Origin of the sequence: Pseudomonas sp. R2-37-08W, from assembly GCF_003851705.1 — a bacterium.
Lineage (GTDB): Bacteria > Pseudomonadota > Gammaproteobacteria > Pseudomonadales > Pseudomonadaceae > Aquipseudomonas.
The window spans coordinates 3,663,173-3,685,273 of sequence record NZ_CP027728.1 but is presented as its reverse complement, the minus strand read 5'-3'; the positions used below and the strand labels follow the sequence as shown (position 1 = coordinate 3,685,273).

The 22,101-nt window shown below is 61.6% G+C and carries 18 protein-coding genes; 12 read left to right on the top strand and 6 right to left on the bottom strand.

Translation table 11 applies throughout. The features are described from left to right. Positions 1–63: 63 nt before the first annotated feature. Positions 64–369: a DUF6124 family protein gene (locus C4J93_RS16965; protein ID WP_124429997.1), complete on the bottom strand. Its 306-nt coding sequence runs from the start codon at positions 367–369 to the stop codon at positions 64–66. A gap of 662 nt (positions 370–1,031) precedes the next feature. On the opposite strand from C4J93_RS16965, the gene C4J93_RS16960 reads away from it, so the two are divergent. Further along, on the top strand, positions 1,032–1,775 hold the full coding sequence (locus C4J93_RS16960) for an ABC transporter permease (RefSeq protein WP_124429996.1): 744 nt from the start codon (positions 1,032–1,034) through the stop codon (positions 1,773–1,775). Further along, the gene (locus C4J93_RS16955) at positions 1,775–2,488 is read left to right on the top strand and encodes an AAA family ATPase (protein WP_124429995.1); all 714 of its coding nucleotides are present in this window, start codon (positions 1,775–1,777) and stop codon (positions 2,486–2,488) included. Before C4J93_RS16960 ends, C4J93_RS16955 begins: the two co-directional genes overlap by 1 nt. A gap of 49 nt (positions 2,489–2,537) precedes the next feature. Here C4J93_RS16955 and C4J93_RS16950 read toward each other — a convergent pair whose 3' ends face one another. From C4J93_RS16950 to C4J93_RS16940, 3 genes are all read right to left on the bottom strand, one after another. After that, a complete protein-coding gene (locus tag C4J93_RS16950) occupies positions 2,538–4,055 on the bottom strand; it encodes a glycosyltransferase family 39 protein (protein WP_124429994.1) in 1,518 nt (505 codons plus the stop codon). A gap of 22 nt (positions 4,056–4,077) precedes the next feature. Further along, positions 4,078–5,733: a lipid IV(A) 4-amino-4-deoxy-L-arabinosyltransferase gene (arnT, locus tag C4J93_RS16945; RefSeq protein ID WP_124429993.1), complete on the bottom strand. Its 1,656-nt coding sequence runs from the start codon at positions 5,731–5,733 to the stop codon at positions 4,078–4,080. Between the two features lie 187 nt (positions 5,734–5,920). Then, positions 5,921–6,598 carry a histidine phosphatase family protein gene (locus tag C4J93_RS16940; RefSeq protein ID WP_177413551.1) on the bottom strand — a complete coding sequence of 226 codons (678 nt, stop codon included), beginning with the start codon at positions 6,596–6,598 and terminating at the stop codon, positions 5,921–5,923. Positions 6,599–6,878: 280 nt separating this feature from the next. Between C4J93_RS16940 and C4J93_RS16935 the strand changes: the two genes are divergently transcribed. The 10 genes from C4J93_RS16935 to C4J93_RS16890 all read left to right on the top strand — a co-directional run bounded on the left by C4J93_RS16935 (position 6,879) and on the right by C4J93_RS16890 (position 20,079). Then, positions 6,879–7,547 (top strand): ABC transporter ATP-binding protein, encoded by a 669-nt coding sequence (locus C4J93_RS16935; protein ID WP_124415084.1) that lies wholly within the window; start codon positions 6,879–6,881, stop codon positions 7,545–7,547. A 1-nt stretch (position 7,548) separates the two neighbouring features. Continuing rightward, positions 7,549–10,011, top strand: coding sequence for an FtsX-like permease family protein (locus tag C4J93_RS16930; RefSeq protein ID WP_124429992.1), 2,463 nt, complete (start codon positions 7,549–7,551; stop codon positions 10,009–10,011). After that, positions 10,001–11,065, top strand: a complete 1,065-nt coding sequence (locus tag C4J93_RS16925; RefSeq protein ID WP_124429991.1) for a lipocalin-like domain-containing protein — start codon at positions 10,001–10,003, stop codon at positions 11,063–11,065. Before C4J93_RS16930 ends, C4J93_RS16925 begins: the two co-directional genes overlap by 11 nt. A gap of 149 nt (positions 11,066–11,214) precedes the next feature. Continuing rightward, positions 11,215–12,657, top strand: coding sequence for a hypothetical protein (locus C4J93_RS16920; protein WP_124429990.1), 1,443 nt, complete (start codon positions 11,215–11,217; stop codon positions 12,655–12,657). A gap of 294 nt (positions 12,658–12,951) precedes the next feature. Further along, positions 12,952–13,875, top strand: a complete 924-nt coding sequence (locus tag C4J93_RS16915) for a substrate-binding domain-containing protein (RefSeq protein ID WP_124367552.1) — start codon at positions 12,952–12,954, stop codon at positions 13,873–13,875. A 63-nt stretch (positions 13,876–13,938) separates the two neighbouring features. Continuing rightward, positions 13,939–15,447, top strand: coding sequence for a sugar ABC transporter ATP-binding protein (locus C4J93_RS16910; RefSeq protein WP_124429989.1), 1,509 nt, complete (start codon positions 13,939–13,941; stop codon positions 15,445–15,447). Beyond that, entirely contained in the window at positions 15,413–16,405 is a 993-nt protein-coding gene (locus C4J93_RS16905; RefSeq protein WP_124363446.1) for an ABC transporter permease, read from the top strand. The genes C4J93_RS16910 and C4J93_RS16905 overlap by 35 nt, the downstream gene beginning before the upstream one ends. A 26-nt stretch (positions 16,406–16,431) precedes the next feature. Beyond that, entirely contained in the window at positions 16,432–17,511 is a 1,080-nt protein-coding gene (locus C4J93_RS16900; protein ID WP_124429988.1) for an alcohol dehydrogenase catalytic domain-containing protein, read from the top strand. Positions 17,512–17,513: 2 nt separating this feature from the next. Next, entirely contained in the window at positions 17,514–19,046 is a 1,533-nt protein-coding gene (locus tag C4J93_RS16895) for an FGGY-family carbohydrate kinase (RefSeq protein WP_124429987.1), read from the top strand. Between the two features lie 307 nt (positions 19,047–19,353). Then, positions 19,354–20,079 (top strand): SDR family oxidoreductase, encoded by a 726-nt coding sequence (locus C4J93_RS16890; RefSeq protein ID WP_124429986.1) that lies wholly within the window; start codon positions 19,354–19,356, stop codon positions 20,077–20,079. Here C4J93_RS16890 and C4J93_RS16885 read toward each other — a convergent pair. Both C4J93_RS16885 and C4J93_RS16880 read right to left on the bottom strand, forming a co-directional pair. Next, a complete protein-coding gene (locus tag C4J93_RS16885) occupies positions 20,076–21,029 on the bottom strand; it encodes a LacI family DNA-binding transcriptional regulator (RefSeq protein ID WP_124429985.1) in 954 nt (317 codons plus the stop codon). The two genes, C4J93_RS16890 and C4J93_RS16885, sit on opposite strands and share 4 nt — an antisense overlap. A gap of 108 nt (positions 21,030–21,137) precedes the next feature. Then, a complete protein-coding gene (locus C4J93_RS16880; protein WP_124367546.1) occupies positions 21,138–22,001 on the bottom strand; it encodes a LysR family transcriptional regulator in 864 nt (287 codons plus the stop codon). Positions 22,002–22,101 lie beyond the last annotated feature (100 nt).

Genomic DNA, 22,101 nt, shown 5'->3' with positions numbered 1-22,101 from the left:
TAACTGACTGGCATTGGGGCTTGCCCCCGATGGCGGCCTGACAGCCGACGAAAATATTGCATATCAGGCCGTTTTCGAAGGCCTCATACACTCGATGGAGCGGTCCACGGTTGTTTTGGCAATCTCCAGCAAATGCCACACCGCCAGGATCTTCGCCCGCTCAGGGCTGCTCAGCAACTCCCCGCAATCCAACGCCGTCGCCGAAGCGCTGTCGAGCAAGCTGGCGGTGTAGAGCAGCGCATCTTCGAAGCTCAAATCTTCGTTGACGCTGTGGAATCCTTGGGTGGGCAGGTAATGGTCGATGGCCCGGTTGAACGCGGCACGGTCTTTGGCGGGATCGAGGGGTGGATCGGGGAGGACTTTGTTCATGGTGTAACTCCGTGTTGGATGAGGAGTCGACACCCGTCGCGACTAAACGAGGGTGGCGGCTGTACGCAGGTTAGTCGACCGGCCCAACACGAAATATCCGGCGCACCCGGAGGTGCCCTACGCACAGCCACCATAAAACTCATGGAGGGCCATGCCGTGTTGGAAGATTCGAGCGACTAAACCCGATCACTGATGAGCAGTGACAGGCCGCAGACTAGCCACCGATTCCAACTGGCACAAGGCGGCGGGGATTGTCTCGGAAACGTCCTGCAATTTAAAGAGATGTGGCTTGCTGGCCCTTTGAAAATGTTTCAGCGGGTGAACGACATTACCGCTTGTCGGATTATGTTCCTCATTTGTGAAGTAACACCTCTTGTCCTACACGACTCTCGTAGGTAGAGCCTACTGATAGGAATATTCCGCAAGGCCTTAATTTTAAAATAAACAGTGCATCGTTGATGTCGCCTGATCCGTGAACTTGTTTTTTTGCAACTATCAGTGCTCTGAATTGGTTGAGGGATAGTTCCTGGTTTGAAGTGGTAAATTTCCTACATTCAAACTATTAAAATATTGCACATTTTTCAAGGTTAACTAAATTGTCAGAAGCGCTTTCGAAAAGTGATATTTGGAATGTAAGGGTAACCTTTCCCTTGAGGTGATATATGTATATTTTTTATCCCTTGTTAAAACCACTCCTTCTCGCGACGCTTTTTATCAAGGAACAACTCAAAGAGCCCATCGCACTTTTTTGGATCGTGGTGTCCCCAGCAGCCACCTTTTATCTAATAATGTACGCGAGGGCGCCTGGAGACCTATCGCAAGATTATTTATCTGTTACCTCGTGGTTCTACGCCTTCGTCGCCTCAAGCGTAGCGCTGTTTGGCTTGGCCTTTTATATAGTCGGGCGCAGAGAAAGTGGCTTTTTGCGATCATTTGTCTATGCGCGGAATACAAAATTAACGTTTCTTGTAGGACAGTTTCTTGCCTACTCCTTTATGTCAGTTGTGTACTGCACTGTTTTTTACGGATTGACGCGTAGCTATTTCGGCATGATGGCGCTTTCGGAATTGGCTGTTATTGTTGCGCGCTTTTACATGTGCTTTCTGCTTTTTTCGATACCTGCGCTGTTGCTGACGCTGATTCCGGTTGGCTTTCAAAACACCAATACGTTGTTTTCCATAGTGTCGTTTTCCATGTTGGCGCTGGGTATTGCCAGCCTGAATTCAACGGCGCTCATCATCGAGATAATCAGTGTTTTAAATCCAATGTCGTGGGCCAATCGAATTATGGCGGATGGCGTGGCTCAGTCATTAACCGTGGTATGGGTAGTTGTTCTTTTATTCGTATCGACAGGCTTTATAACGTTCCGGTACTTACTGATTAATCCGGTTTGGAGTCGCTACTGATGAAACAGTTGGTCGTGAATTCATTGGATATCAGCTACGCACAGCATGTGCTGTTCAAGAATGCCTCATTGAAAGTTGTAGCCGGTTCAATTTCAGGGCTGCTAGGGCCTAACGGCTCCGGGAAAACAACGTTTTTTGATGTGGTTTGTCGTCTGAAGAAAATGGACGGTGGCGAAATGCATCATTCCTTTTCCAAAGTGCTGTACCTCTCCCAAGTCATTGCAACCCCACCTGTATTCCGTATGTTCGATGTGTTCAAGATGATGATGCTTTTTTGCGCCGATGCACCCGTCACGCAGCGCCACGCCCTGGAAAAAATTGAAAAGTGGAGCCCTGGGATCGCCGACCGTTATTGTGAAATCTGGAAGAAAAAATCATCTCTTTGCAGCTATGGAGAAAAGCGCTGGTTTTTTACATTGTCTTTGCTCTGTGTCGGTGCGGACCTGGTGATTCTTGATGAGCCGACTGCAGGGGTCGATCCCGAGTTTCGGTATCACATCTGGAAGTGTCTCGAAGGGGCGGCGGCGGAAGGTGTCGCAGTGCTTGTCTCGTCGCATAACGTTGATGAGGTTGTCACTCACTGCGATGATTTCTACATGCTTAGTCAACGGCGTTTCAATCGCTTCACCGATGCGGCGGGCTTTATGCGCACGTATGAAGCCAGCAGTCTGGATGAGGCGTTTATTCATGCAGCCGGTATGACGAAAGATTGAAAAGGGCCTTGGGTGGGCGCAGACAAATAAGGTCTGCATACCTCACTTCTCAACGCCCTTCGGGAATAAACGCCACACTCCCCCCCGACCGCTTCTGAAACAACCGCTCCCCATTATCCGGCTGCGTCGTGACCACCTGGTGATCAACCCCCAGAAACGCCAACGGCTCGGGATCTTCCCTGGAATACTGCGCGACGATAATCGTGTGTTGTGGATCAAAGTCCTGGCCGCTGGTTTTTTCCAGCCAGGCCATGAACGCGGCGCTATCGCCCTGGCGCGGGAAGTCCTGGGTTTCGTTCACGTAGTAGAACGGTTTGCCGCCGTTCTGCAGGTACATCGGCAGTTTGTTGTCGGCTTCCACCAGCACCAGTTGCCATTGGTTCCAGGGTGCGCTCTTCACCGCCTGGGCTTGGACGTCCTCGGCGAAGCGGGTCACGCCGCCGTTGCGCGTGGTCCAGGAGTAGATCACGCCCAGCACCAACACCATCAAGCCTGCGGCGACGCCGAAGCCTGTTTGCCAGCGCGGCCAACGGGCCGGGTGTTGGCGCAGGTGTTCGCTCAGCCACCAGGCGGCGAGTAACTGTGCGAAGGGCACCAGGGGCAGTACGTAGTAACTGCGTCGGCTGCCGCTGGCGGTGAAGAACACGAACAACAGGCCCAGGCTCCACACCAGCCAGCGCACGTTGGGCGGCGTGCTGTGCCAGTGACGCAGGGCGAGCCATGCGCCGAGCATCCAGCACGGCGCCCACGGCAAGGTATAGACCGGCAGGTAGATCAGGTAGGTGTAGATCGGGCCCATATGGTCGAAGGGGTCGAAGAAGCGCACCACGTTTTCGCGAAACACCAGTTCCAGGCCGCTCTCGCCGTAGGTAGGGGCGCCGTAGAGGTGGGACAGTACGAAGGGAATGGCGTAGAACGCGCCGGCGATGAGCAGGGCCAGTAGCAGCCGCAGGTTGAGGTGGCGTTTGTAGCGGTGTTCGCTGAGCAGGTGCGGCAACAGCGCGAGCCCCGGCAGCACAAACCCGATCAGGCCCTTGAACAGCGATGTGGCCGCCAGCAGCAGGAAGAATACGGTGTAACGCCCCAGCCGGGTGTCGTCCGGCCCGCGCCAGTACCACCAGACCGCCGCCAGTACGCCGCACACGGTCAACACATCGGCCGTGGCCACGCGGGCCCAGAACAGGAAGTAGAAGGTGGTGGCGAGCATCCAGCCGGCGATCAGCCCGGTGCCTTTGCGAAACAGCTGTTCGCCGATCAAGTACACCAGCCAGATGCTCAGCCAGGCCGCGATCACCGAGGACAGGCGCAGTGACCACGGGCCAAGGCCACCCATCAGGTTGGCGAAGCCGGTGATCAGCCAGTAGGAGGGCAGGGGTTTGTCGTAATAGGGCGTGCCCTTCAGGTACGGATCGAAGTAGTCACCGCTTTGCAGCATCTGCAGGGCGATGTTCGCCCAGCGCGTCTCCGGCCCCCACAATTCGCGACTGCCCAGGCCCAGCAGCAGGAGCAAGGCCGAGACACCCAGCAATAAAGCCAGGGCGCCGCGTTCAGTTTTCCACAAGCGCATTGGGCTGTTCCTGTAAAGGCTATCAAGGTTGTTGGGGGTAAATCGTCAGCACCAGGTCGCCCTTGCGGTAGCGCTTGCCACCGGGCGGCAGTTGGCCTTCCTCAAGGTGTTCGCTGGTGCTCATGACGCGCATCAGCACGCCGACCGAACCTTGGCGGCGGGCCTCGGTCAGCCAGGACTGAACGCTGTCCAGGGTGACCTTGCGCGCCTGCGAATCCGGGTAGTCCAGGCCGTAGCGCAGTTCGCCCGCGGTGTTGTAGAACGCCACGTCCGGCCGGCGCAGGCGCCACGCCAGGGCAGACGCCGAGCCCAGTTCATTGCTCAGCAAAGCATGGGTGTGTTGCAGTTCATCCAGATGTTCAAGCACGAACTGGTCGGGCATTTCGTTCGCCGCGATGGTGTGCGGCATGCCCGCCGGCAGCAGCGCCACCAGCAGGCCGATACCCAGGGCCGGCGTCGCCCATAAGGTCAACGGGCGCATCGCTTGCAGCAGGTTGGCCAGGATCCAGCCGAGCAGCACGATAAAGGTCAGGGACAGGCTGAACATCTCGGCGTGGCTGTTGCTGTAGATCGGGTTGGCGATCTGCAGGTAAATCAGCGTGACCATGGCCGCCATGCCGAGGATGAAGTTGAGCGCGCCGTTGATGAAGATCGCACGGGGCTTGTGTTGGTTGATCAGGTCGATCAAGGCATGGCCCATCAGCAGCGCCAAAGGTAACAGGCACGGCATGATGTAGGCCGGCAGCTTGCCGCTGCTCAGGCTGAAAAAACCCAGGGGCAGCAACAGCCACAAGGCGAGAAAGGCAATGGCGGGCTGGCGCTTGTCTTTCCAGGCCTTGAGCAGGGTGACGGGCAACAGGGCTGACCAGGGCAGGCATGCCACCACCATGATCGGCAGGAAAAACCAGAACGGCCGCGCATGCTGCGCCGTGTCCGAGGCGAAGCGGCGGATGTGTTCATGCCAGAAGAAGAAGCGCCAGTAATCCGGTTCCTGCCCATGGACCGCCAACACCCACGGCAAGCAGACCAGCACCGCGACCAGGATCGCCAAAGGCCCGTACCGCAGCAACTCGCCGACGCGTCGCTGCCACATCAGGTACGGCACGGCGATCAGCACCGGCAGCAGCCACGCCAGAAAGCCCTTGGTCATGAAGCCCACGCCGCAGGCCAGCCCCAGTAAGGCCCAGGCACCCAGGCGGCCGCGTGGCGTGGCGCTGTCGAGCGCAAACCAGAGCGCGACCAGGCTCAGGTTGACCCAGAAGGTGAATTGCGGATCGAGGTTGGAATAGCCCGCTTGCCCGGCCACCAGGCCGAAGCTCATGTACAGCAGGGCGCAGGCGAAGCTTTTACGCGGCTCGTTCCATAGGCGGCGTGCAATCAGGTAAGCCAGCAGCACACTCAGCGCCGTGGTCAGGACCGAGGCGATACGCACGCCGAACAGGTTCTCGCCAAACACCGCCTGGCCCAGGGCGATCAGCCAATAACCCGCGGCTGGCTTCTCGAAATAACGCACCCCCATGAAGTGCGGCGCCACCCAGTTGCCGCTCATCAGCATTTCCTGGCTGACCTGGGCGTAGCGGGTTTCATCCGGGATCCATAAGCCGTGCAAACCCAACGGCAGCACGAAGAAAATGACCAGGCCAAGCAAGAACACCGGCAAGGGCTGCAATCGGCTCATGACCGTGTCACGCCATGGCGTTCAGTCGTGCGTGCGAAGTTTGAACAGTTAAAGACGTCAGGCATTAAGAGGGTCACTAATTCATTGGGAAGTTAGGGCGTCCTGAACTAACAGGCGCACTTAAAATGCCAGACGCAGGCTGTCATCTTGCTGAACGCACTACTGGGTAATATGTAAAAAAGTGTATTTAAAGTTGCTTCAGCGCGGCAGCCCATTCCTGAATTTTCATCGTGCCGATTGCTTTGAGTGTGCCGTTGGGCAATACCTGTACGAAGAGTGCGCTGCCATACTCGGCGGCTTGCGCATGGGGGTAGCCGAGCGCGGCTTGGAAATCACTCATGCAGGCGCTATGGGTGATCAGCATCAGGTTGCGGTCCGCCTGTTTATGGCTGAGGATTTCTTCGCCCATGGCATCACCGCAGATGGCGAGGGGGCCAGGGGACAGCTCGGTCTTGCCGAACATGAACAGCGACGTCTGCGCAGTACGCGTGGTGGGGCTGCTGAGCACGTCGGTGCGCTCCATACCCAGTGTTTCAAAGGCTATGCCCAGGTCGGCCGCACGTTGCGTGCCGTTGACGGTCAGGCCGTCGGCGGGCCCGTAGCAGGGATTGTGCGAGCGGTCGCAGCGCTCTTCGTGGCGCACCAGCACGACCAGATCGCCGTTGCGCCAACTGGCCAGCACCCCGGAGGTGACCAGGCGGTTGCCGATGCCCAGATCTTCCGGTGACCGTGGCCAGAATACAAAACCGGTCAAGAGCAGTGCGAACACAATGATACTTGCTACTGGCACGCGGAATTTCTTCAGGCGCTTTAACCTGGCCCGTGGGGGTTTGGTCAGGGTGATGTCTGCCACGTTGTTCACCATGGACACGAATGAATGTTTTGTTGTTAAAAGACAGACGCAACTAATACGGCAGATGCCCTTAGTGGAGCAAAAGCCTGTCATAGGGCTGCTGTCTTTTAGCTGAACATATGGATATTAAGAAACACTGCTTTGGGCAACTTTGAAGTGTCCGGTTAATGAGGCGTGGGTGGGAATTTAAAGTGTCGGGGGTGGGCGCGCGGTGAAATCAATGTGAAAAAATTGCGTAGAAACGCGCGGCAGCCGTTATTCTCGTTTGCAGTCCTTAACCCGAGTGTCGGTGATGTTGCAGGTAGAAGGTGTTGTTAAACATTACGCGACCCCTCAAGGCCCGCTAGCCGTTCTGGCAGGCGTCGATCTGCACCTGGGGGCGCGCAGCAGCCTGGCGCTGATGGGCGAGTCGGGCAGTGGCAAAAGCACCTTGCTGCACCTGGTGGCCGGGCTCGACCGCGTGGATGGCGGCAGCATCCTGATCGGCGGCCAGCGCCTCGATCGCCTCAACGAAGGGCAACTGGCTCATTGGCGGCGCACCGAAATCGGCCTGGTGTTCCAGCAGTTCAATCTGATCGGCAGTTTGCGCGTCGAGGACAACCTGGCGTTCCAGGCGCGCCTGGCCGGGCGTTTCGATCCGCAATGGCAGGCGCAGTTAGTCGAGCGTCTGGGGCTGGGCGACCTGCTCAAGCGTTACCCGGAGCAGCTCTCCGGCGGCCAGCAACAGCGGGTGGCTGTGGGGCGCGCACTGGCGTCGCGCCCCGGCCTGCTCTTGGCCGACGAGCCCACTGGCAACCTCGACGAAACTACCAGCGACGAGGTGCTGCAACTGCTGCTCGACCTGCTGCGCGACAGCCCCACCAGCCTGTTGATGGTCACTCACAGCCCGCGTCTCGCCGCTCGGCTGGATCAGCAAGTGGTGCTGCACCACGGCCGCGTCGTGCCGATGGACCCGCGCTGAGATGGCGGTGTTCCATTGGGCGCTGCGGGCGCTGTTGAGCCATTGGCGGCGCCACCCCGTGCAGTTTTTCAGCGTGCTGACCGGCCTGTGGCTGGCCACCGCGTTATTGACCGGGGTGCAGGCCCTCAACAGCCAGGCGCGCGATGGCTATGCGCGCGCCAGCCAGTTGATCGGCGGCGCACCGCAAGCCAGCTTGAGCGCGCCGGACGGTGCCGGCTTCCCGCAGGCGTTGTTCGCCGAGCTGCGCCGCGCTGGCTGGCCGGTGTCACCGGTGGTGCAGGGGCGAATAGTGCTCAAAGGGCATGAAGAACAGCGCCTGCAGTTGATGGGCATCGAGCCGGTATCGTTGCCCGGCAGCGGCAGCGTGGCGGGGCAACGCTTGAGCCAGGCACAGATGCTCGCATTTTTCGAGGCGCCGGGGCGCACCTGGATTGCCGCGCAAACCTTGCAGGCCCTTGGCTTGCGCCCAGGCGAACAACCACTGACGGCTAACGGGCAACGCCTGCCGCCGTTGCAGGTGCAGCCGGACATGGCCCCCGGCATGTTGCTCACCGACATCGGCTTTGCCCAGCCCTTGCTCGACATGCATGGACGGCTGTCGCGCCTGCTCCTGGACAACCGCTTCGCCGCCGGTCATCCCACGCCGCCCGCCGGGCTGCAACTCAAACAGGGCGACGACAATAACCTCTCGCGCCTCACCGAAAGCTTTCACCTGAACCTCGACGCCTTGGGCTTTCTGTCCTTTGTGGTGGGGCTGTTCATCGTGCACGCGGCCATCGGCCTGGCCCTGGAGCAACGCCGGGGCCTGCTGCGCACCCTGCGCGCCTGCGGGGTCAGCGCACGCATGCTGATCCTGAGCCTGGGGGTGGAACTGGGGTTTATGGCGCTGCTCGGCGGCGTGCTCGGTGTGGCCAGCGGTTACCTGCTCGCCAGCCTGTTGCTGCCGGATGTCGCGGCCAGCTTGCGCGGCCTGTACGGTGCCGAAGTCGCCGGCCAACTGAGCTTGAGCCCATGGTGGTGGCTGGCCGGCCTGGGCTTGAGCCTGCTCGGTGCGTTGCTCGCCGGGGCCAGCAGCCTGTGGCGTGCGGCACGCTTGCCGCTGCTGGCGCTGGCCAACGCCCAGGCCTGGCATGAGGCCCACGGGCGTTGGTTGCGACGCCAGGGCTGGGTGGCGGCTGCGGCCCTGCTCATCGCCTTGCTGGCGCTGGTGTGGGGCAACAGCCTGGCCGCCGGGTTCGTACTGATGGCGGCCTTGCTGCTGGGAGCCGCACTCGGTTTGCCGGTTCTGCTCAATGCGCTGTTGAAGGGCGTGCTGGGGCGCAGCCGTTCGGTGCTGGGCCAATGGTTCCTGGCCGATTGCCGCCAGCAATTGCCGGCCTTGAGCCTGGCACTGATGGCGCTGCTGTTGGCCCTGGCGGCGAATATCGGTGCAGGCTCGATGACCTCGGGTTTTCGCGCCACGTTCAACAATTGGCTGGAACAGCGCCTTACCGCCGAGCTGTACCTCAACCCGCAAAATCCGGCCCAGGCGCAGCACCTGCAGGCGTGGCTGGTGCAACAACCGCTGGTGCGTGCGGTGCTGCCCAGCTGGCAGGTCGCGGTGCAGCTGCAAGGCTGGCCGGCGGAGGTGTTTGGCGTGGTCGACGACCCCACCTATCGCCAGCACTGGCCGTTGCTGGAGGCGGCGAGCACGCCCTGGGACCGCTTGCTGCAGGACGACAGCGTGATGCTCAGCGAGCAATTGGCGCGGCGCTTGAACGTCCGGCTGGGCGACACGGTACAAGTCCCCACGCCCCAGGGCCCATGGGCGCCGACAATCGTCGGGATCTACGCCGATTACGGCAACCCCAAGGGCCATCTGCTGGTCAACGCCAAGCACCTGTTGGCGCATTGGCCGAGCCTGTCACCGGTGCGTTTCAACCTGCGCGTGGCGCCCCAGGACGTGCAGCCGCTGATACGTGAAGTGCAGCATGAATTCGCCCTGGAAGACAGCCGCATCGTCGATCAACAGCAACTCAAGGGCTGGTCCAGCCAGGTCTTCGAACGCACCTTCGCCGCCACCGCCGCGTTGAACAGCCTGACCCTCGGCGTGGCCGGTGTGGCGTTGTTCATCAGCCTGCTGACCCAGAGTCAGAGCCGCCTCGGCCAACTCGCCCCGCTGTGGGCCCTGGGGGTGACGCGCCGCCAACTGATGTTGCTCAACCTCGGCCAGACCTGGCTGCTGGCGGTACTCACCCTGGTGCTGGCGTTGCCGTTGGGGTTGTTGCTGGCATGGTGCCTGGATGCGGTGATCAACGTCCAAGCCTTTGGCTGGCGCCTGCCATTGCAGGTGTTCCCATGGCAGCTGGCGCAGTTGATGGGGCTGGCGATGCTTGCCACCTTGCTCGCATCGGCCTGGCCGTTGTGGCAGCTGTATCGCAGCCGCCCGGCGGATTTGTTGAGGACCTTTGCCCATGAAGATTAAAGCGTTGGGGTGGGTGGTGTTGCTACTGCTGAGCGCCTGCGACCAGGCGCCCGCGCCGCAAGAGAGCTTCGCCGGCCTGGGCAGCGATGCGGCAGACTTTGTCCAAGTGGTACCCGGCAAAGTCTTCAGCTTCCCCGAGGACCACGGCCCCCATCCGGGCTTTCGCATTGAATGGTGGTACGTCACCGCCAACCTCAAGGACGCCCAGGGCAATGCCTTCGGCGTGCAATGGACGTTGTTTCGCAATGCCGTGAAAGCCGGGCCGCCGCAAGCGGGCTGGCGCGACCCCACGATCTGGCTCGGCCATGCCGCCGTCACCTCCGCCACCCGGCACTACGCCGCCGAGCGCTTCGCCCGGGGTGGCGTCGGCCAGGCCGGGGCGCAGGCGCAGCCCTTCAGCGCCTGGATCGACGACTGGACCTTCGCCACCCGCCCTGGCGCCGCCAACCCGTTGGCCGCCATGCAACTCAAGGCCCATGGCGCGCAGTTCGCCTACGACCTGCAGCTGACCTCCAGCCGCCCGCTGGTGCTGCAAGGCGACAACGGCTACAGCCGCAAATCCGACCAGGGCCAGGCGTCCTACTACTACAGCCAGCCGTTCTTCAGCGCCAACGGCAGCCTCAGCATCGACGGCCAGACCTACCAGGTCAGCGGCCCCGCCTGGCTCGACCGCGAATGGAGCAGCCAGCCACTGGCCGCGAACCAGACCGGTTGGGACTGGTTCTCCCTGCACCTGGACCGAGGCGAACACCTGATGCTGTTTCGCGTGCGGCAGAAGGACGGTGGCGGCTACCTCACCGGCACCTGGATCGACGCACAAGGCCGCACCGAAACCTTGCACAACGCCGATATCCAACTGGCGCCGCTGACCACCACCCAGATCGAGGGGCGCAATATCCCCACGCGCTGGTCGCTGAAAATTCCCGGCAAACACCTGGATATCACTACCGAAGCCGTCAACCCGAAGGCGTGGATGAACCTGGGAATTCCCTATTGGGAAGGGCCGGTGAAGTTTGACGGTGGGGTGGGGTATTTGGAGATGACCGGGTACTAGGATTTTTCATCGGGCTTGCTCCGACATGACCGACAAAAAATTCAGAAAATACTGTACATATAAACAGTGTTGTCCTACAGTCCATCCCAGGTGACCGGATGTCACCGCTCACCTGAGCTTCAATTTTTTAACTATGGATGGATAAAAAAATGAAATCGAAAAAAGCCCTTATGCTAAGTGCGGCCGTGATGGCCTCCTGCTTCGTTTCGGCCTTCTCCCTCGCTGATCAAACGCCTCGGACACTCAGTGCCGAAGCGGTCAAGCAGGCCGCGAACAAAGCGCTCAAGTCCGGCGGCAAGCTGGACGCCTCGCAGGTCTCGCCGCAACTCAAAAAGAAACTGTCGGTGGCCAAATCCGGCCAATCCAAGGCAGTGACCAAAGCCCCCAAGTCCGCGCCGTTCGACAGCGTGGTCGGTGAGCTGAAGAAACCGGCGCAAAGCGAGCTGAAAAACGCGGCGGTTGCAGCGTTTGAGCCGCTGTTCCCAACCCTGGATATCAACACGCTCTACACCGTCGATGGAGTGCAGGCCGGTAACGAATTTGCCTACCACTTCAACCTGCCGCAGAACGCGCGGGTGCAGGTGCAACTGGTCAACCAGAGCGCAGGCGCGGATATGGCGCTGACCCTGTTTCAGGACGACGGCCAGGGCAATCTGAGTGTGGTAGGGACTTCGGATGCCGCGGGCAATGCCGATGAATACCTCAACGGTGTACTGCCGGCCGGTGATTATTACTGGTACATGGTGGCCAATGTCGCAGATAACGCGCAGTTCAGTTTCGGCGTGGCGGTGGACAGCAACGTCGACGCGTTTGAGCCCAATGACGGCGCGCAAACCGCGTTCGTCTTGCCGGACTCGATGAACAAGCTCAGCGGTAACCTCGACAATGCCGGCGACGTCGATTATTTCGACTTCAAGGCGGTCCGTGGCCAAAGCGTGAGCATGTACCTGGCGGGCGACGAGAGCGGCAGCCGTGAGCAGTGGATCTTCGATCGCTTCGATGGTGCCAATTGGATCACCGTGCCGGCGGGTTCCACCTCGACCTACCCGAGCGTCGCGCCGGGCACCACGGTGAAGGTGCGTGTGCGGGCCAACCCGGCGGTGGCGCAGGACCCGAGCAAGTATTACCAGTTGAGCCTGGGTTCCACGCCTAGTCTGAAGACGTTTGATGTGAAGGGTGACAACATCGTGCGGGTGCCGGTCAGCGAGGCTCCGCTGGCCACCCAAACCGCGCGGCAGTTGAATTGGTCGACCCAGTGGTCTGACTCCACCGGCGCGCCGTTGCTGGGCGTCACCCCGGTGCTGCGCGTGGACAACCACTTCGTTGACCTGAACTTCCACTGGGTTGACTACCCGGCGACCACCAACAGCGCCGGTGCGTCCACGGCCACGGCCAATATCGGCACCTGCTTCGGTGATTACACCACGGTGATCAACGACAGCAGCACCGGTGTGCCGTACCGGTGGAGAACCACCTACAACGAGGGTGGCTGGCGCATCGAACTGGCCGAGTTCCCCGGCGTGGGCGTCGGCGGTGATAGCAAGCCATACGTCAGCCTGGGGCATATCTGCACCCAGACCATCATCCCTTGACAGCGTGATGTGAAACAGAAGGGGCAGCCTCCAGAGGTTGCCCCTTTTTTTTGCGGCGCACTCATGATTCGCAGGCAGCACGCTTCAAATGTGGGAGGGGGCTTGCTCCCGATGGCGGTGAGTCAGTGACAGATGAACTGACTGAACCACTGCTATCGGGAGCAAGCCCCCTCCCACATTTGACCGCGACCGACCAGCGGAGGCTTGCGCAGGCCTCATTTACTTGCTAGCTTCTCGCAAAATGTTAACGATAACATTTGCTCTAAAAATAAAAACAAAACAGAGACCCATGCCATGAAAATGCTCCCGAAAACCCTGTGTTTACTGGCTGCCAGCATCACCCTGGGCAGCGTTTCCGCCGTTTTTGCCGAGGCCGCCAAACCGATCCGCATCGGCGCTTCGTTCCAGGAAATCAACAATCCTTATTTCGTCACCATGAAAAACGCCCTGGAAGAAGCCGGCGCGAGCATCGGTGCGAAGCTGATCATCACCGACGCCCGCCATGACGTGTCCAAGCAAGTCAGCGATGTCGAAGACATGCTGCAAAAAGGCATCGATATCCTGCTGATCAACCCGACCGACTCGGTGGGCGTGCAATCGGCGGTCAAGTCCGCCCATGCCGCCGGTGTGGTCGTGGTGGCGGTGGACGCCCAGGCCGATGGCCCGCTGGATTCCTTCGTCGGCTCGAAAAACTACGACGCCGGTTTCCAGGCCTGCGAATACCTGGCCAAGAACATCGGCGACAAAGGCAACATCGCCATCCTCGACGGCATCGCCGTGGTGCCGATCCTGGAACGTGTGCGCGGTTGCAAGGAGGCGGTGGCCAAGCACCCGCAGATCAAGATCGTCAGCATCCAGAATGGCAAGCAGGAACGTGACCAGGCGCTGACCGTCACCGAAAACATGTTGCAGGCCCAGCCCACCCTCAAGGGCATTTTCAGCGTGAACGACAATGGCTCCCTCGGTGCGCTGTCGGCCATCGAAGCCAGCGGCCTGGATGTGAAACTGGTCAGCGTCGACGGCGCGCCGGAAGCGATCAAGGCGATCCAGAAACCCGGCAGCAAGTTCATCGCCACCTCGGCCCAGTACCCCCGCGACCAGATCCGCCTGGCCCTGGGCATTGCCCTGGCCCGGAAGTGGGGCGCGCAAGTGCCCGCCACGCTGCCGGTGGACATCACCTTGATCGACCAGGCCAAGGCCAAGGACTTCAGCTGGTAAATCGCCCGCGCCCCACGCTCGCCGTGGGGCTCGGGTTGTCCTTCTGAATGCGAGGTCGGCGGTATGAGCAGTCTTCTGAAGCTGGAAAACATCTGTAAGCGTTACCCGGGGGTACAAGCCCTCACGTCCATCAACCTGCAAGTGGAGCGCGGCGAAATCCACGCGTTGCTCGGGGAAAATGGCGCGGGCAAATCCACCCTGATGAAAATCCTCGGCGGCGTCGAGCATCAGGACGATGGGCAGATCCTGATCGACGGCCAGGCCCGGCAATTCGCGACCTACCGGGACGCGATTGCCGCCGGCATCGGCATCGTGTTCCAGGAATTCAGCCTGATTCCCTACCTCACGGCGGTGGAAAACATCTTCCTCGGCCATGAGCTGAGCAACCGCTTCGGCCTGTTGCGCAAGCGCGACATGCGTGAGGCCTGCGAAGCGCTGTTCAAGCGCCTGAGTGTGTCGATCAACCTTGATTGCGCGGTCAAGCACCTGAGCGTGGCCGAGCAGCAGTTCGTCGAAATCGCCAAGGCCCTGGCCCTGGACGCGCGCTTGCTGGTGCTCGATGAACCCACCGCGACGCTGACCCCCAGCGAAGCCGAGCTGCTGTTCGAGATCATGCGCGAGCTCAAGCGCCAGGGCGTGGCGGTGATCTTTATCTCGCACCATCTGGAGGAGATTTTCCAGGTGTGCGACCGCATCAGCGTGCTGCGCGACGGCGCTAACGTCGGCGTCACCGATGTGGCCGACAGCGACATCGACCGCTTGGTCGAAATGATGGTCGGCCGCCGCCTGGCCTGCAGTTTCCCGCCCAAGCCCACCACTGCACGCGGGCCGTTGCTGCTGGAGGTCAAGGACATTCAGCTGGTGCGTAATGGCCCGCACAACCGCTTCAACCTGCACAAGGGTGAGATCCTCGGCTTTGCCGGCCTCGTCGGTTCCGGCCGCACCGAGCTGGCCCTGGGCATGATGGGCGCGCTGCCCTCGGTGAGCAAAGACGTATGGCTGCGCGGCGCAAAGGTCAGCCTCGACGACCCGGCCCAGGCACTTGCCCATGGCATCGGCCTGCTGCCGGAGAGCCGCAAGAGCGAAGGGCTGATCACCGACTTCAGCATTCGCGAAAATATCTCGCTGAATAACCTGCCCAAATACCAGAACGCCACGGGCCTGATCGACAAGGCCAGGGAATGCGCCAGCGTCGAAGCCCTGATGCGCCAGCTGTCGATCAAGGCGCCCAGCGCGGAAAGCCGAGTGTTCAACCTCAGCGGCGGCAACCAGCAGAAAGTCGTGATCGCCCGCTGGATCAACCACCACTGCGACGTGCTGGTGTTCGACGAACCCACCCGTGGCATCGATGTGGGGGCCAAGGCGCAGATCTACGCGCTGATGCGCAGCCTGACCGAACAGGGCTACGCGATCATCATGATTTCCTCCGAACTGCCGGAAGTCATCGGCATGTGCGACCGCGTCGCGGTGTTCCACAAGGGCGCGATCGTCAAGGTGCTGGAAGCGTCCGCCGTCAATCCTCAAGAGGTCATGCGCCATGCAACAGGGGGCTCCAGTGAATACGTCCATTAACCTTGCAGGCAGCGGCCGGTTGCGCCTGAACCTGGCGCGGCTGCTGCGCTCGCCGGCGTTTTATCCCTTCGTCGGGCTGGTGGTGGTGACCCTGGTGATGATCCTGGCCAGCGACACCTTTCTCACCGCCAGCAACCTGTCGAACATCGCCCGCCAGGTGTCGATCAACGCGATTATCGCGGTGGGCATGACCTGCGTGATTCTCACCGGCGGCATCGATCTGTCGGTGGGGCCGGTGATGGCGTTGTCCGGCACGCTCACGGCCGGCTTGATGGTCGCGGGTGTGCCGCCGGGCCTGGCCATCGGCGCCGGGATGCTGGTGGGTGTGGCGTTCGGCATCGGCAACGGCCTGTTCGTGGCCTACCTGCATATGCCGCCGATCATCGTGACCCTGGCGACCATGGGCATCGCCCGTGGGTTCGGGCTGATGTACACCGACGGCTACCCGATTTCCGGGCTGCCGGAGTGGTTCGCCTTCTTCGGCCGCGCCAGCGTGTGGGGCATCCAGGTGCCGATCCTGATCATGCTGCTCACCTACCTGGCGGCTTATGTGCTGCTGCAGCACACACGCATCGGTCGCTACATCTACGCCATCGGCGGCAATGAAGAGGCGGTGCGCTTGTCCGGGGTGCGGGCGGCGCGCTTCAAGTTGCTGGTGTACGGCATCAGCGGCCTCACCGCCGCGATTGCCGGGCTGGTGCTGACGTCGCGCTTGATGAGCGGCCAGCCGAATGCCGGCGTGTCGTTCGAGCTGGACGCGATTGCCGCCGTGGTACTGGGCGGTGCATCAATTGCCGGAGGGCGTGGGGTGATCGTCGGCACGTTGCTGGGCGCGATGCTGCTCGGCGTTTTGAACAACGGCCTGAACATGCTTGGCGTCTCGCCTTACGTGCAGAGCGTGATCAAGGGCGCAATCATTTTGCTGGCGATCTTTATCAGCCGTCAGCGCCATCGATAAACACTGATCAACACAGGACGAACACCATGGACAAGCACACTGATATGCAAGCCGTCGTCTGCCACGGCCCCAAAGACTACCGCCTGGAGCGCATCGGCAAACCCCAGGCGCGCGCCAATGAACTGGTGATCCGTATCGCCGCGTGCGGTATCTGCGCCAGCGACTGCAAGTGCCATTCCGGCGCGGCGATGTTCTGGGGCGGCGACAACCCCTGGGTCAAGGCGCCGGTGGTGCCGGGCCACGAGTTTTTTGGCTATGTGGTGGAGGCGGGCGAGGGCGCCGAGGAACACTTCGAAGTGGCGGTGGGTGACAAGGTGATCGCCGAGCAGATCGTGCCGTGCGCCAAGTGCCGTTTCTGCAAGTCGGGCAAATACTGGATGTGCGAAGTGCACAACATCTTCGGCTTCCAGCGTGAAGTCGCCGAGGGCGGCATGGCGCAGTACATGCGCATTCCCAAGACCGCCATCGTGCACCGGATTCCCGAGTCGGTGTCCCTGGAAGACTCGGCGCTGGTCGAGCCGATGGCCTGCTCGATCCACACGGTCAACCGTGGCGATATCCAGCTCGATGATGTGGTGGTGATTGCCGGCGCCGGTACCCTGGGCCTGTGCATGGTGCAGGTGGCGGCGCTGAAGACGCCGAAGAAACTGGTGGTGATCGACATGGTCGACGAGCGCCTGGAATTGGCGAAGAAGTTCGGTGCCGATGTGGTGATCAATCCGTCCCGCGACAACGCCCGCGAGATCATCAACGGCCTTACTGATAAATACGGCTGCGACGTGTACATCGAGACCACCGGCGTACCGGCCGGCGTCACCCAGGGCCTGGACCTGATCCGCAAGCTCGGGCGTTTCGTCGAGTTCAGCGTGTTCGGCGCCGAGACCAGCGTGGACTGGTCGATCATCGGCGACCGCAAGGAGCTGGACGTGCGCGGCGCCCACCTCGGCCCGTATTGCTACCCGATCGCCATCGACCTGTTCGAGCGCGGCCTGGTCACCTCCCAGGGCATCGTGACCCATGACTTCCCGCTGGATGACTTTGCCGAAGCCTTCGAGCTGGCCAATTCCACGAAGTCGATCAAGGTCTTGTTGAAGCCGGTGCTCTGACCATGGACTACGTGATCGGGGTCGACATCGGAACCCAGAGCACCAAGGCGCTGCTGGTGGATGCCCACGGCACGCTCATCGCCCAGCACAGCCAGGGGTATCGCGTGGATACCCCGAAAGTGCGCTGGGCCGAACAATGGCCGCAGGTCTGGTTGGCGGCGGTCGAGGCGTGCGTGGCGCAGTGCATGGTCAAGGCCGGTGTGGAGCAGGCGCAGGTCAAGGCGCTGTGCATCAGCAGTCTGTATGGCGGTTCCGGGATTGCGGTGGATGCGCAGATCACCCCGTTGCACCCGTGCCTGATCTGGATGGATCGGCGCGCTGGCGAGCAGGTGCAGTGGGTGCGTGAACATATGGACCTGGAGCGGCTGTTCGCGATCACCGGGAATTCGGTGGACAGTTACTACGGCTTCACCAAGATGCTCTGGCTCAAGCAGTATCGGCCTAAGGTGTGGGCCAACACGCGCTACCTGCTGCCGCCCAACAGCTACATCAACTGGTGCCTGACCGGCGCGCTGGCGGTGGACCACAGCAGCGCCGGCAATATCGGTGGTGTCTACGATGTGGCTGCGCGCGGCTGGTCGGGCGAGATGCTCGATGCGCTTGGCATCCCGCACTCGATGATGCCCGAGCGGTTGGTGTATTCCGGTGAAGTGGTGGGCGGTCTGCTTGAAGACTGGGCCGTTCGCCTGGGCTTGCAGGCAGGCACGCCGGTGCTCGCCGGTGGCGTGGATGCGGCCATGGCGACCCTGGCCGCAGGCGTCACCCAACCGGGCAACCATGTGGCGATGATCGGCACCAGCATGTGCTGGGGCTACCTCAACCAGCAGGTCGACGCGCACCACGGGTTGGTGAGCATGCCTCACGTCTATAACGGCCATCGCGACCTGTACATCTTCGGCGGCGCGATCACCGCCGGGGCGTCGGTCAGCTGGTTTCGCGAGCAGTTCTGCCAGGCCGAGGAGCAACAGGCCCAGGCCACCGGCCAGGACAGCCTGGCGCTGCTCGAACAGGGCGCGATGACGATCCCGGCGGGCAGCGAGGGCTTGTTGTTCCTGCCGTACCTGATGGGGGAGCGCAGCCCGGTATGGGATGACCGCGCCAGTGGCAGTTTTGTCGGGTTGAACCTGTATCACACGCGCCTGCACCTGTACCGCGCCGTGCTCGAAGGGGTGAGTTTTGCCCTGCGCCACAACATCGAAGCCGGCACCCAGGGCGCGCATTCCCTTGACCCGCGTTTGATCGTGGTGGGCGGTGCGAGCCATTCGGATCTGTGGATGCAGATCATCGCGGATGTGACGCGCTACCCGGTGTACACCCTTGTCCAGGAAGTCGAAGCAGCGCTCGGGGCTGCATTGTTGGCGGCGCATACGGTGGGGATGGTCAGTGATGGGCAGATGGATAAGGGCTGGGTGCAGTTGACGCTGCGCGCACAGCCCAAGCGCGAGAACGTCGTGATTTACGATCAGGCGTTTTCCGAATATCTGAAACTCTACCCGGCCCTGAAACCGATCATGCACAGCCTGCAAGCTACCTGACCCAACACCGCCCAAAAATGTGGAGGGGCTTGCTCCCGATAGCGGTGGGTCAGTCACAGCTGCATTAACTGACACGCCCTCATCGGGAGCAAGCCCCCTCCCACAGGGGATCTTCATTGTTTCGGGAATTTCACTATGCAGCTTCGACTTCAGGCACCTCGGCCCCACCTGCTTCAACACCATCCAAATGTGGGAGGGGGCTTGCCCCCGATGGCGGTGGGTCAGTCACAGCTGCATTAACTGACACGCCCTCATCGGGAGCAAGCCCCCTCCCACAGGGGATCTTCATTATTTTGGGAATTTATTTATGCAGGCCAGCTTTGACTTCACCCGTCACCGCATCCTCGTCACCGGCGCCAGCAGTGGCATCGGTCGCGAGATCGCCCGGCAGCTCATCCTCAGCGGCGCTGAAGTATTCGCCCTGGGCCGCGATGCTCAAGCTTTGGCCGAATTAGGCTGCCATACCCTGAGCCTGGATATCGCCGACAGCGCGGCCCTCGATAAAGCATTGCAAGACTTGCCGCCCCTGCACGGTCTGGTCAACTGCGCCGGCATTTCACGCCTGGAGCCCGCCGTTTCCATCAGTGCCGAGGCCTTCGACCAGGTGATGAACGTCAACGCCCGCGCCGCTGCGCAGGTGGCCAGCCGTGTCGCGGCGAGGATGATCGGGGCGAGCATCGCCGGCAGTATCGTCAACGTGTCCAGCCAGGCCTCGCTGGTGGCCTTGGATGATCACCTCGGCTACTGCGCCTCCAAGGCCGCGCTGGATGCGATCACCCGCGTGCAATGCGCTGAATGGGGCCGCTTCGGCATTCGCGTCAACAGCGTCAACCCCACCGTCACGCTCACGCCGATGGCGACCATGGCCTGGTCGGACCCGGCCAAGCGCGATCCGGCGCTGGCCGCGATTCCCCTCGGCCGTTTTGCGCAAACCATGGAAGTGGCGTTGCCCGTGCTGTTCCTGCTCAGCGATGCCGCCAGCATGATCAGCGGCGTGAGCCTGCCCATCGATGGCGGCTATACCAGCCGCTAGCCGTTCTCCAGCTGCCCGGCAATAACCACCTTGTCCCGTGGTTTGTGCGGGTCTTGCAGGCGATCAAGCAGCAGGCGCACCGCGCTGCTGCCAGCCAGGGATGCGTCGTGGGCCACACAGGCGATGGGCACGCCGAAAATGTCGGCGAAGGGCAGGCGGTCGATGCCGCAGATGGTCAGGCTGTCATGGGCGATGTTGTGCATGCGCAACGCGCGCAGGGCGCCGAGGGTGATCAACTGGTTGAAACCCATGATCGCGTCCGGCGCCGAGTGCGCGGCGAGGTAGTCGAGGGTGTGCAGGTAAGCCGGCATCAACGTGTAGTCCCCGGCCTGCACTTCGACGTGTACCTGAGGATGTTCGGCGAGCACTTCGCGCAGGCCCTTGAGGCGTTCCACGGTGATGCGCGAGTGCTCGGGGCCGGTCAGCACCAGCAGGCGCTCAAGGTTCGGGGTCTGGCGCAGCAGGTACTGCGCGGCCTGGATGCCGCTGTGGTAGTTGTCGAGCACCACGCGGCTGAATGGGCTGTCATGCAGCGTGCGGTCAAGCAGCACCACCGGCGTCTTGCCGTTGCCCAGGCGCTCGAGATAGTCGGGCTGGTAGCTCGGCTCATCGGAGACCGGCGACAGGATGATCCCTGCCACGCGATACCCCAGCAGGGTATCGACGGCCTTGCTTTCCAGTTCTTCCAGCTCATCGGTGTCCACCAGCATGATGGTGTAGCCGTGTTTTTTTGCTTCGCGGGAAATCGCCTTGATCATCTCGCTGTAGAACGGGTTGTCCACCGACGCGGTGATCACGCCGATGATCAGGCTCTCACTGCGCTTGAGCCCCCGCGCGAAGGCGTTGGGCACGTAGTCGAGCTCGCGCGCCACTTCCAGAATGCGCGCCAGGGTGGCGGGTTTGACCAGGTCAGGTTTGCTCAGCGCCCGGGACACGGTGATGGTGGTCATGCCCACCCGTTTGGCGATGTCGCTGATGGTGACGGACTTTTTTTGTTCATCGGTAAGGCTGCGAGAGGAAACACCCGCAGGCTAGCATGGGCGCAGGTGCAGGGTGATTCAAATCAGCGGGTCCCAGCGTTGCGACCAATCACCTTCGGCCTTGACCACCTCGCGCAACAGCGTCAACGCCTGCTGCAGCACCGCCGAGTCCCGTGCCCTCGAATACACCAGGTAAGTCGGGAAACTGAACTCCGGCGCCTTGGCCACGCGCTGCATCACGCCGCTGTCCAGGTAACTCTGCACCACCCGCGTGCGGAAGTACCCGGCGCCGCCGTTCTCGAGGATGTACTGCAACGCCAGCGGCCCCAGGTTGAAACTCACCGCCGCGCGCGCCCGGTCGGGCAGGGCGGCGTCGTGCTGCTGGCGAAAGCCTGGGCCCCAATCGATATACACGTAGGGCTCGGGCTTGCTCGCCAGTTGCACCAGGATCAGTTTTTCTTCCAGCACCTGCTCCACCTGCAAGCCCGGCCAGTACTGCGGCTGGAACACCAGCGCGGCGTCGAGCACGCCCAGTTCCAACTGGCGCAACAGGTACTCGCCTTCACGCACTTCAGTGCGCAGCGCGTGCCCCGGTATTCGCTCGCGCAGCGCCTTGGCCCAGCCGAGCATCAACGGGTTGCACAGGCTGACTTCGCCGCCGATATGCAGCACATTGCGATAGCCATCGGGCAACGGCAGGTCACGGCGTGCCGCTTCCCAGGTTTGCAGCAACTGGTTGGCGTACACCACGAAGGCCTCGCCATCGGCGGTCAGCCTGGCCCCGGCGCGATTGCGCACGAACAGCGTACTGCCCAACTGGTTTTCCAGGTTTTTCACCCGTGCGGTGATGGCGGTCTGGGTGACGTGCAGTTTCTCCGCCGCCGCGGCCAGGCTGCCGCAGCGGGTGATTTCGAGGAAGGTGCGTGCCAGTTCGATGTCCATGAAGCCCCCGGGAATGAATGGAGGGCATTGTAGTGGAATGCGGTCAAAACTGTGGGAGGGGGCTTGCCCCCGATGGCGGTGGGTCAGTGACAGATTAATT

Coding starts and splice junctions, on each gene's coding strand:
- C4J93_RS16965 (WP_124429997.1), bottom strand. CDS start 369: ATGAACAAAGTCCTCCCCGATCCACCCCTCGATCCCGCCAAAGACCGT.
- C4J93_RS16960 (WP_124429996.1), top strand. CDS start 1,032: ATGTATATTTTTTATCCCTTGTTAAAACCACTCCTTCTCGCGACGCTT.
- C4J93_RS16955 (WP_124429995.1), top strand. CDS start 1,775: ATGAAACAGTTGGTCGTGAATTCATTGGATATCAGCTACGCACAGCAT.
- C4J93_RS16950 (WP_124429994.1), bottom strand. CDS start 4,055: ATGCGCTTGTGGAAAACTGAACGCGGCGCCCTGGCTTTATTGCTGGGT.
- arnT (WP_124429993.1), bottom strand. CDS start 5,733: ATGAGCCGATTGCAGCCCTTGCCGGTGTTCTTGCTTGGCCTGGTCATT.
- C4J93_RS16940 (WP_177413551.1), bottom strand. CDS start 6,598: ATGGTGAACAACGTGGCAGACATCACCCTGACCAAACCCCCACGGGCC.
- C4J93_RS16935 (WP_124415084.1), top strand. CDS start 6,879: ATGTTGCAGGTAGAAGGTGTTGTTAAACATTACGCGACCCCTCAAGGC.
- C4J93_RS16930 (WP_124429992.1), top strand. CDS start 7,549: ATGGCGGTGTTCCATTGGGCGCTGCGGGCGCTGTTGAGCCATTGGCGG.
- C4J93_RS16925 (WP_124429991.1), top strand. CDS start 10,001: ATGAAGATTAAAGCGTTGGGGTGGGTGGTGTTGCTACTGCTGAGCGCC.
- C4J93_RS16920 (WP_124429990.1), top strand. CDS start 11,215: ATGAAATCGAAAAAAGCCCTTATGCTAAGTGCGGCCGTGATGGCCTCC.
- C4J93_RS16915 (WP_124367552.1), top strand. CDS start 12,952: ATGAAAATGCTCCCGAAAACCCTGTGTTTACTGGCTGCCAGCATCACC.
- C4J93_RS16910 (WP_124429989.1), top strand. CDS start 13,939: ATGAGCAGTCTTCTGAAGCTGGAAAACATCTGTAAGCGTTACCCGGGG.
- C4J93_RS16905 (WP_124363446.1), top strand. CDS start 15,413: ATGCAACAGGGGGCTCCAGTGAATACGTCCATTAACCTTGCAGGCAGC.
- C4J93_RS16900 (WP_124429988.1), top strand. CDS start 16,432: ATGGACAAGCACACTGATATGCAAGCCGTCGTCTGCCACGGCCCCAAA.
- C4J93_RS16895 (WP_124429987.1), top strand. CDS start 17,514: ATGGACTACGTGATCGGGGTCGACATCGGAACCCAGAGCACCAAGGCG.
- C4J93_RS16890 (WP_124429986.1), top strand. CDS start 19,354: ATGCAGGCCAGCTTTGACTTCACCCGTCACCGCATCCTCGTCACCGGC.
- C4J93_RS16885 (WP_124429985.1), bottom strand. CDS start 21,029: ATGACCACCATCACCGTGTCCCGGGCGCTGAGCAAACCTGACCTGGTC.
- C4J93_RS16880 (WP_124367546.1), bottom strand. CDS start 22,001: ATGGACATCGAACTGGCACGCACCTTCCTCGAAATCACCCGCTGCGGC.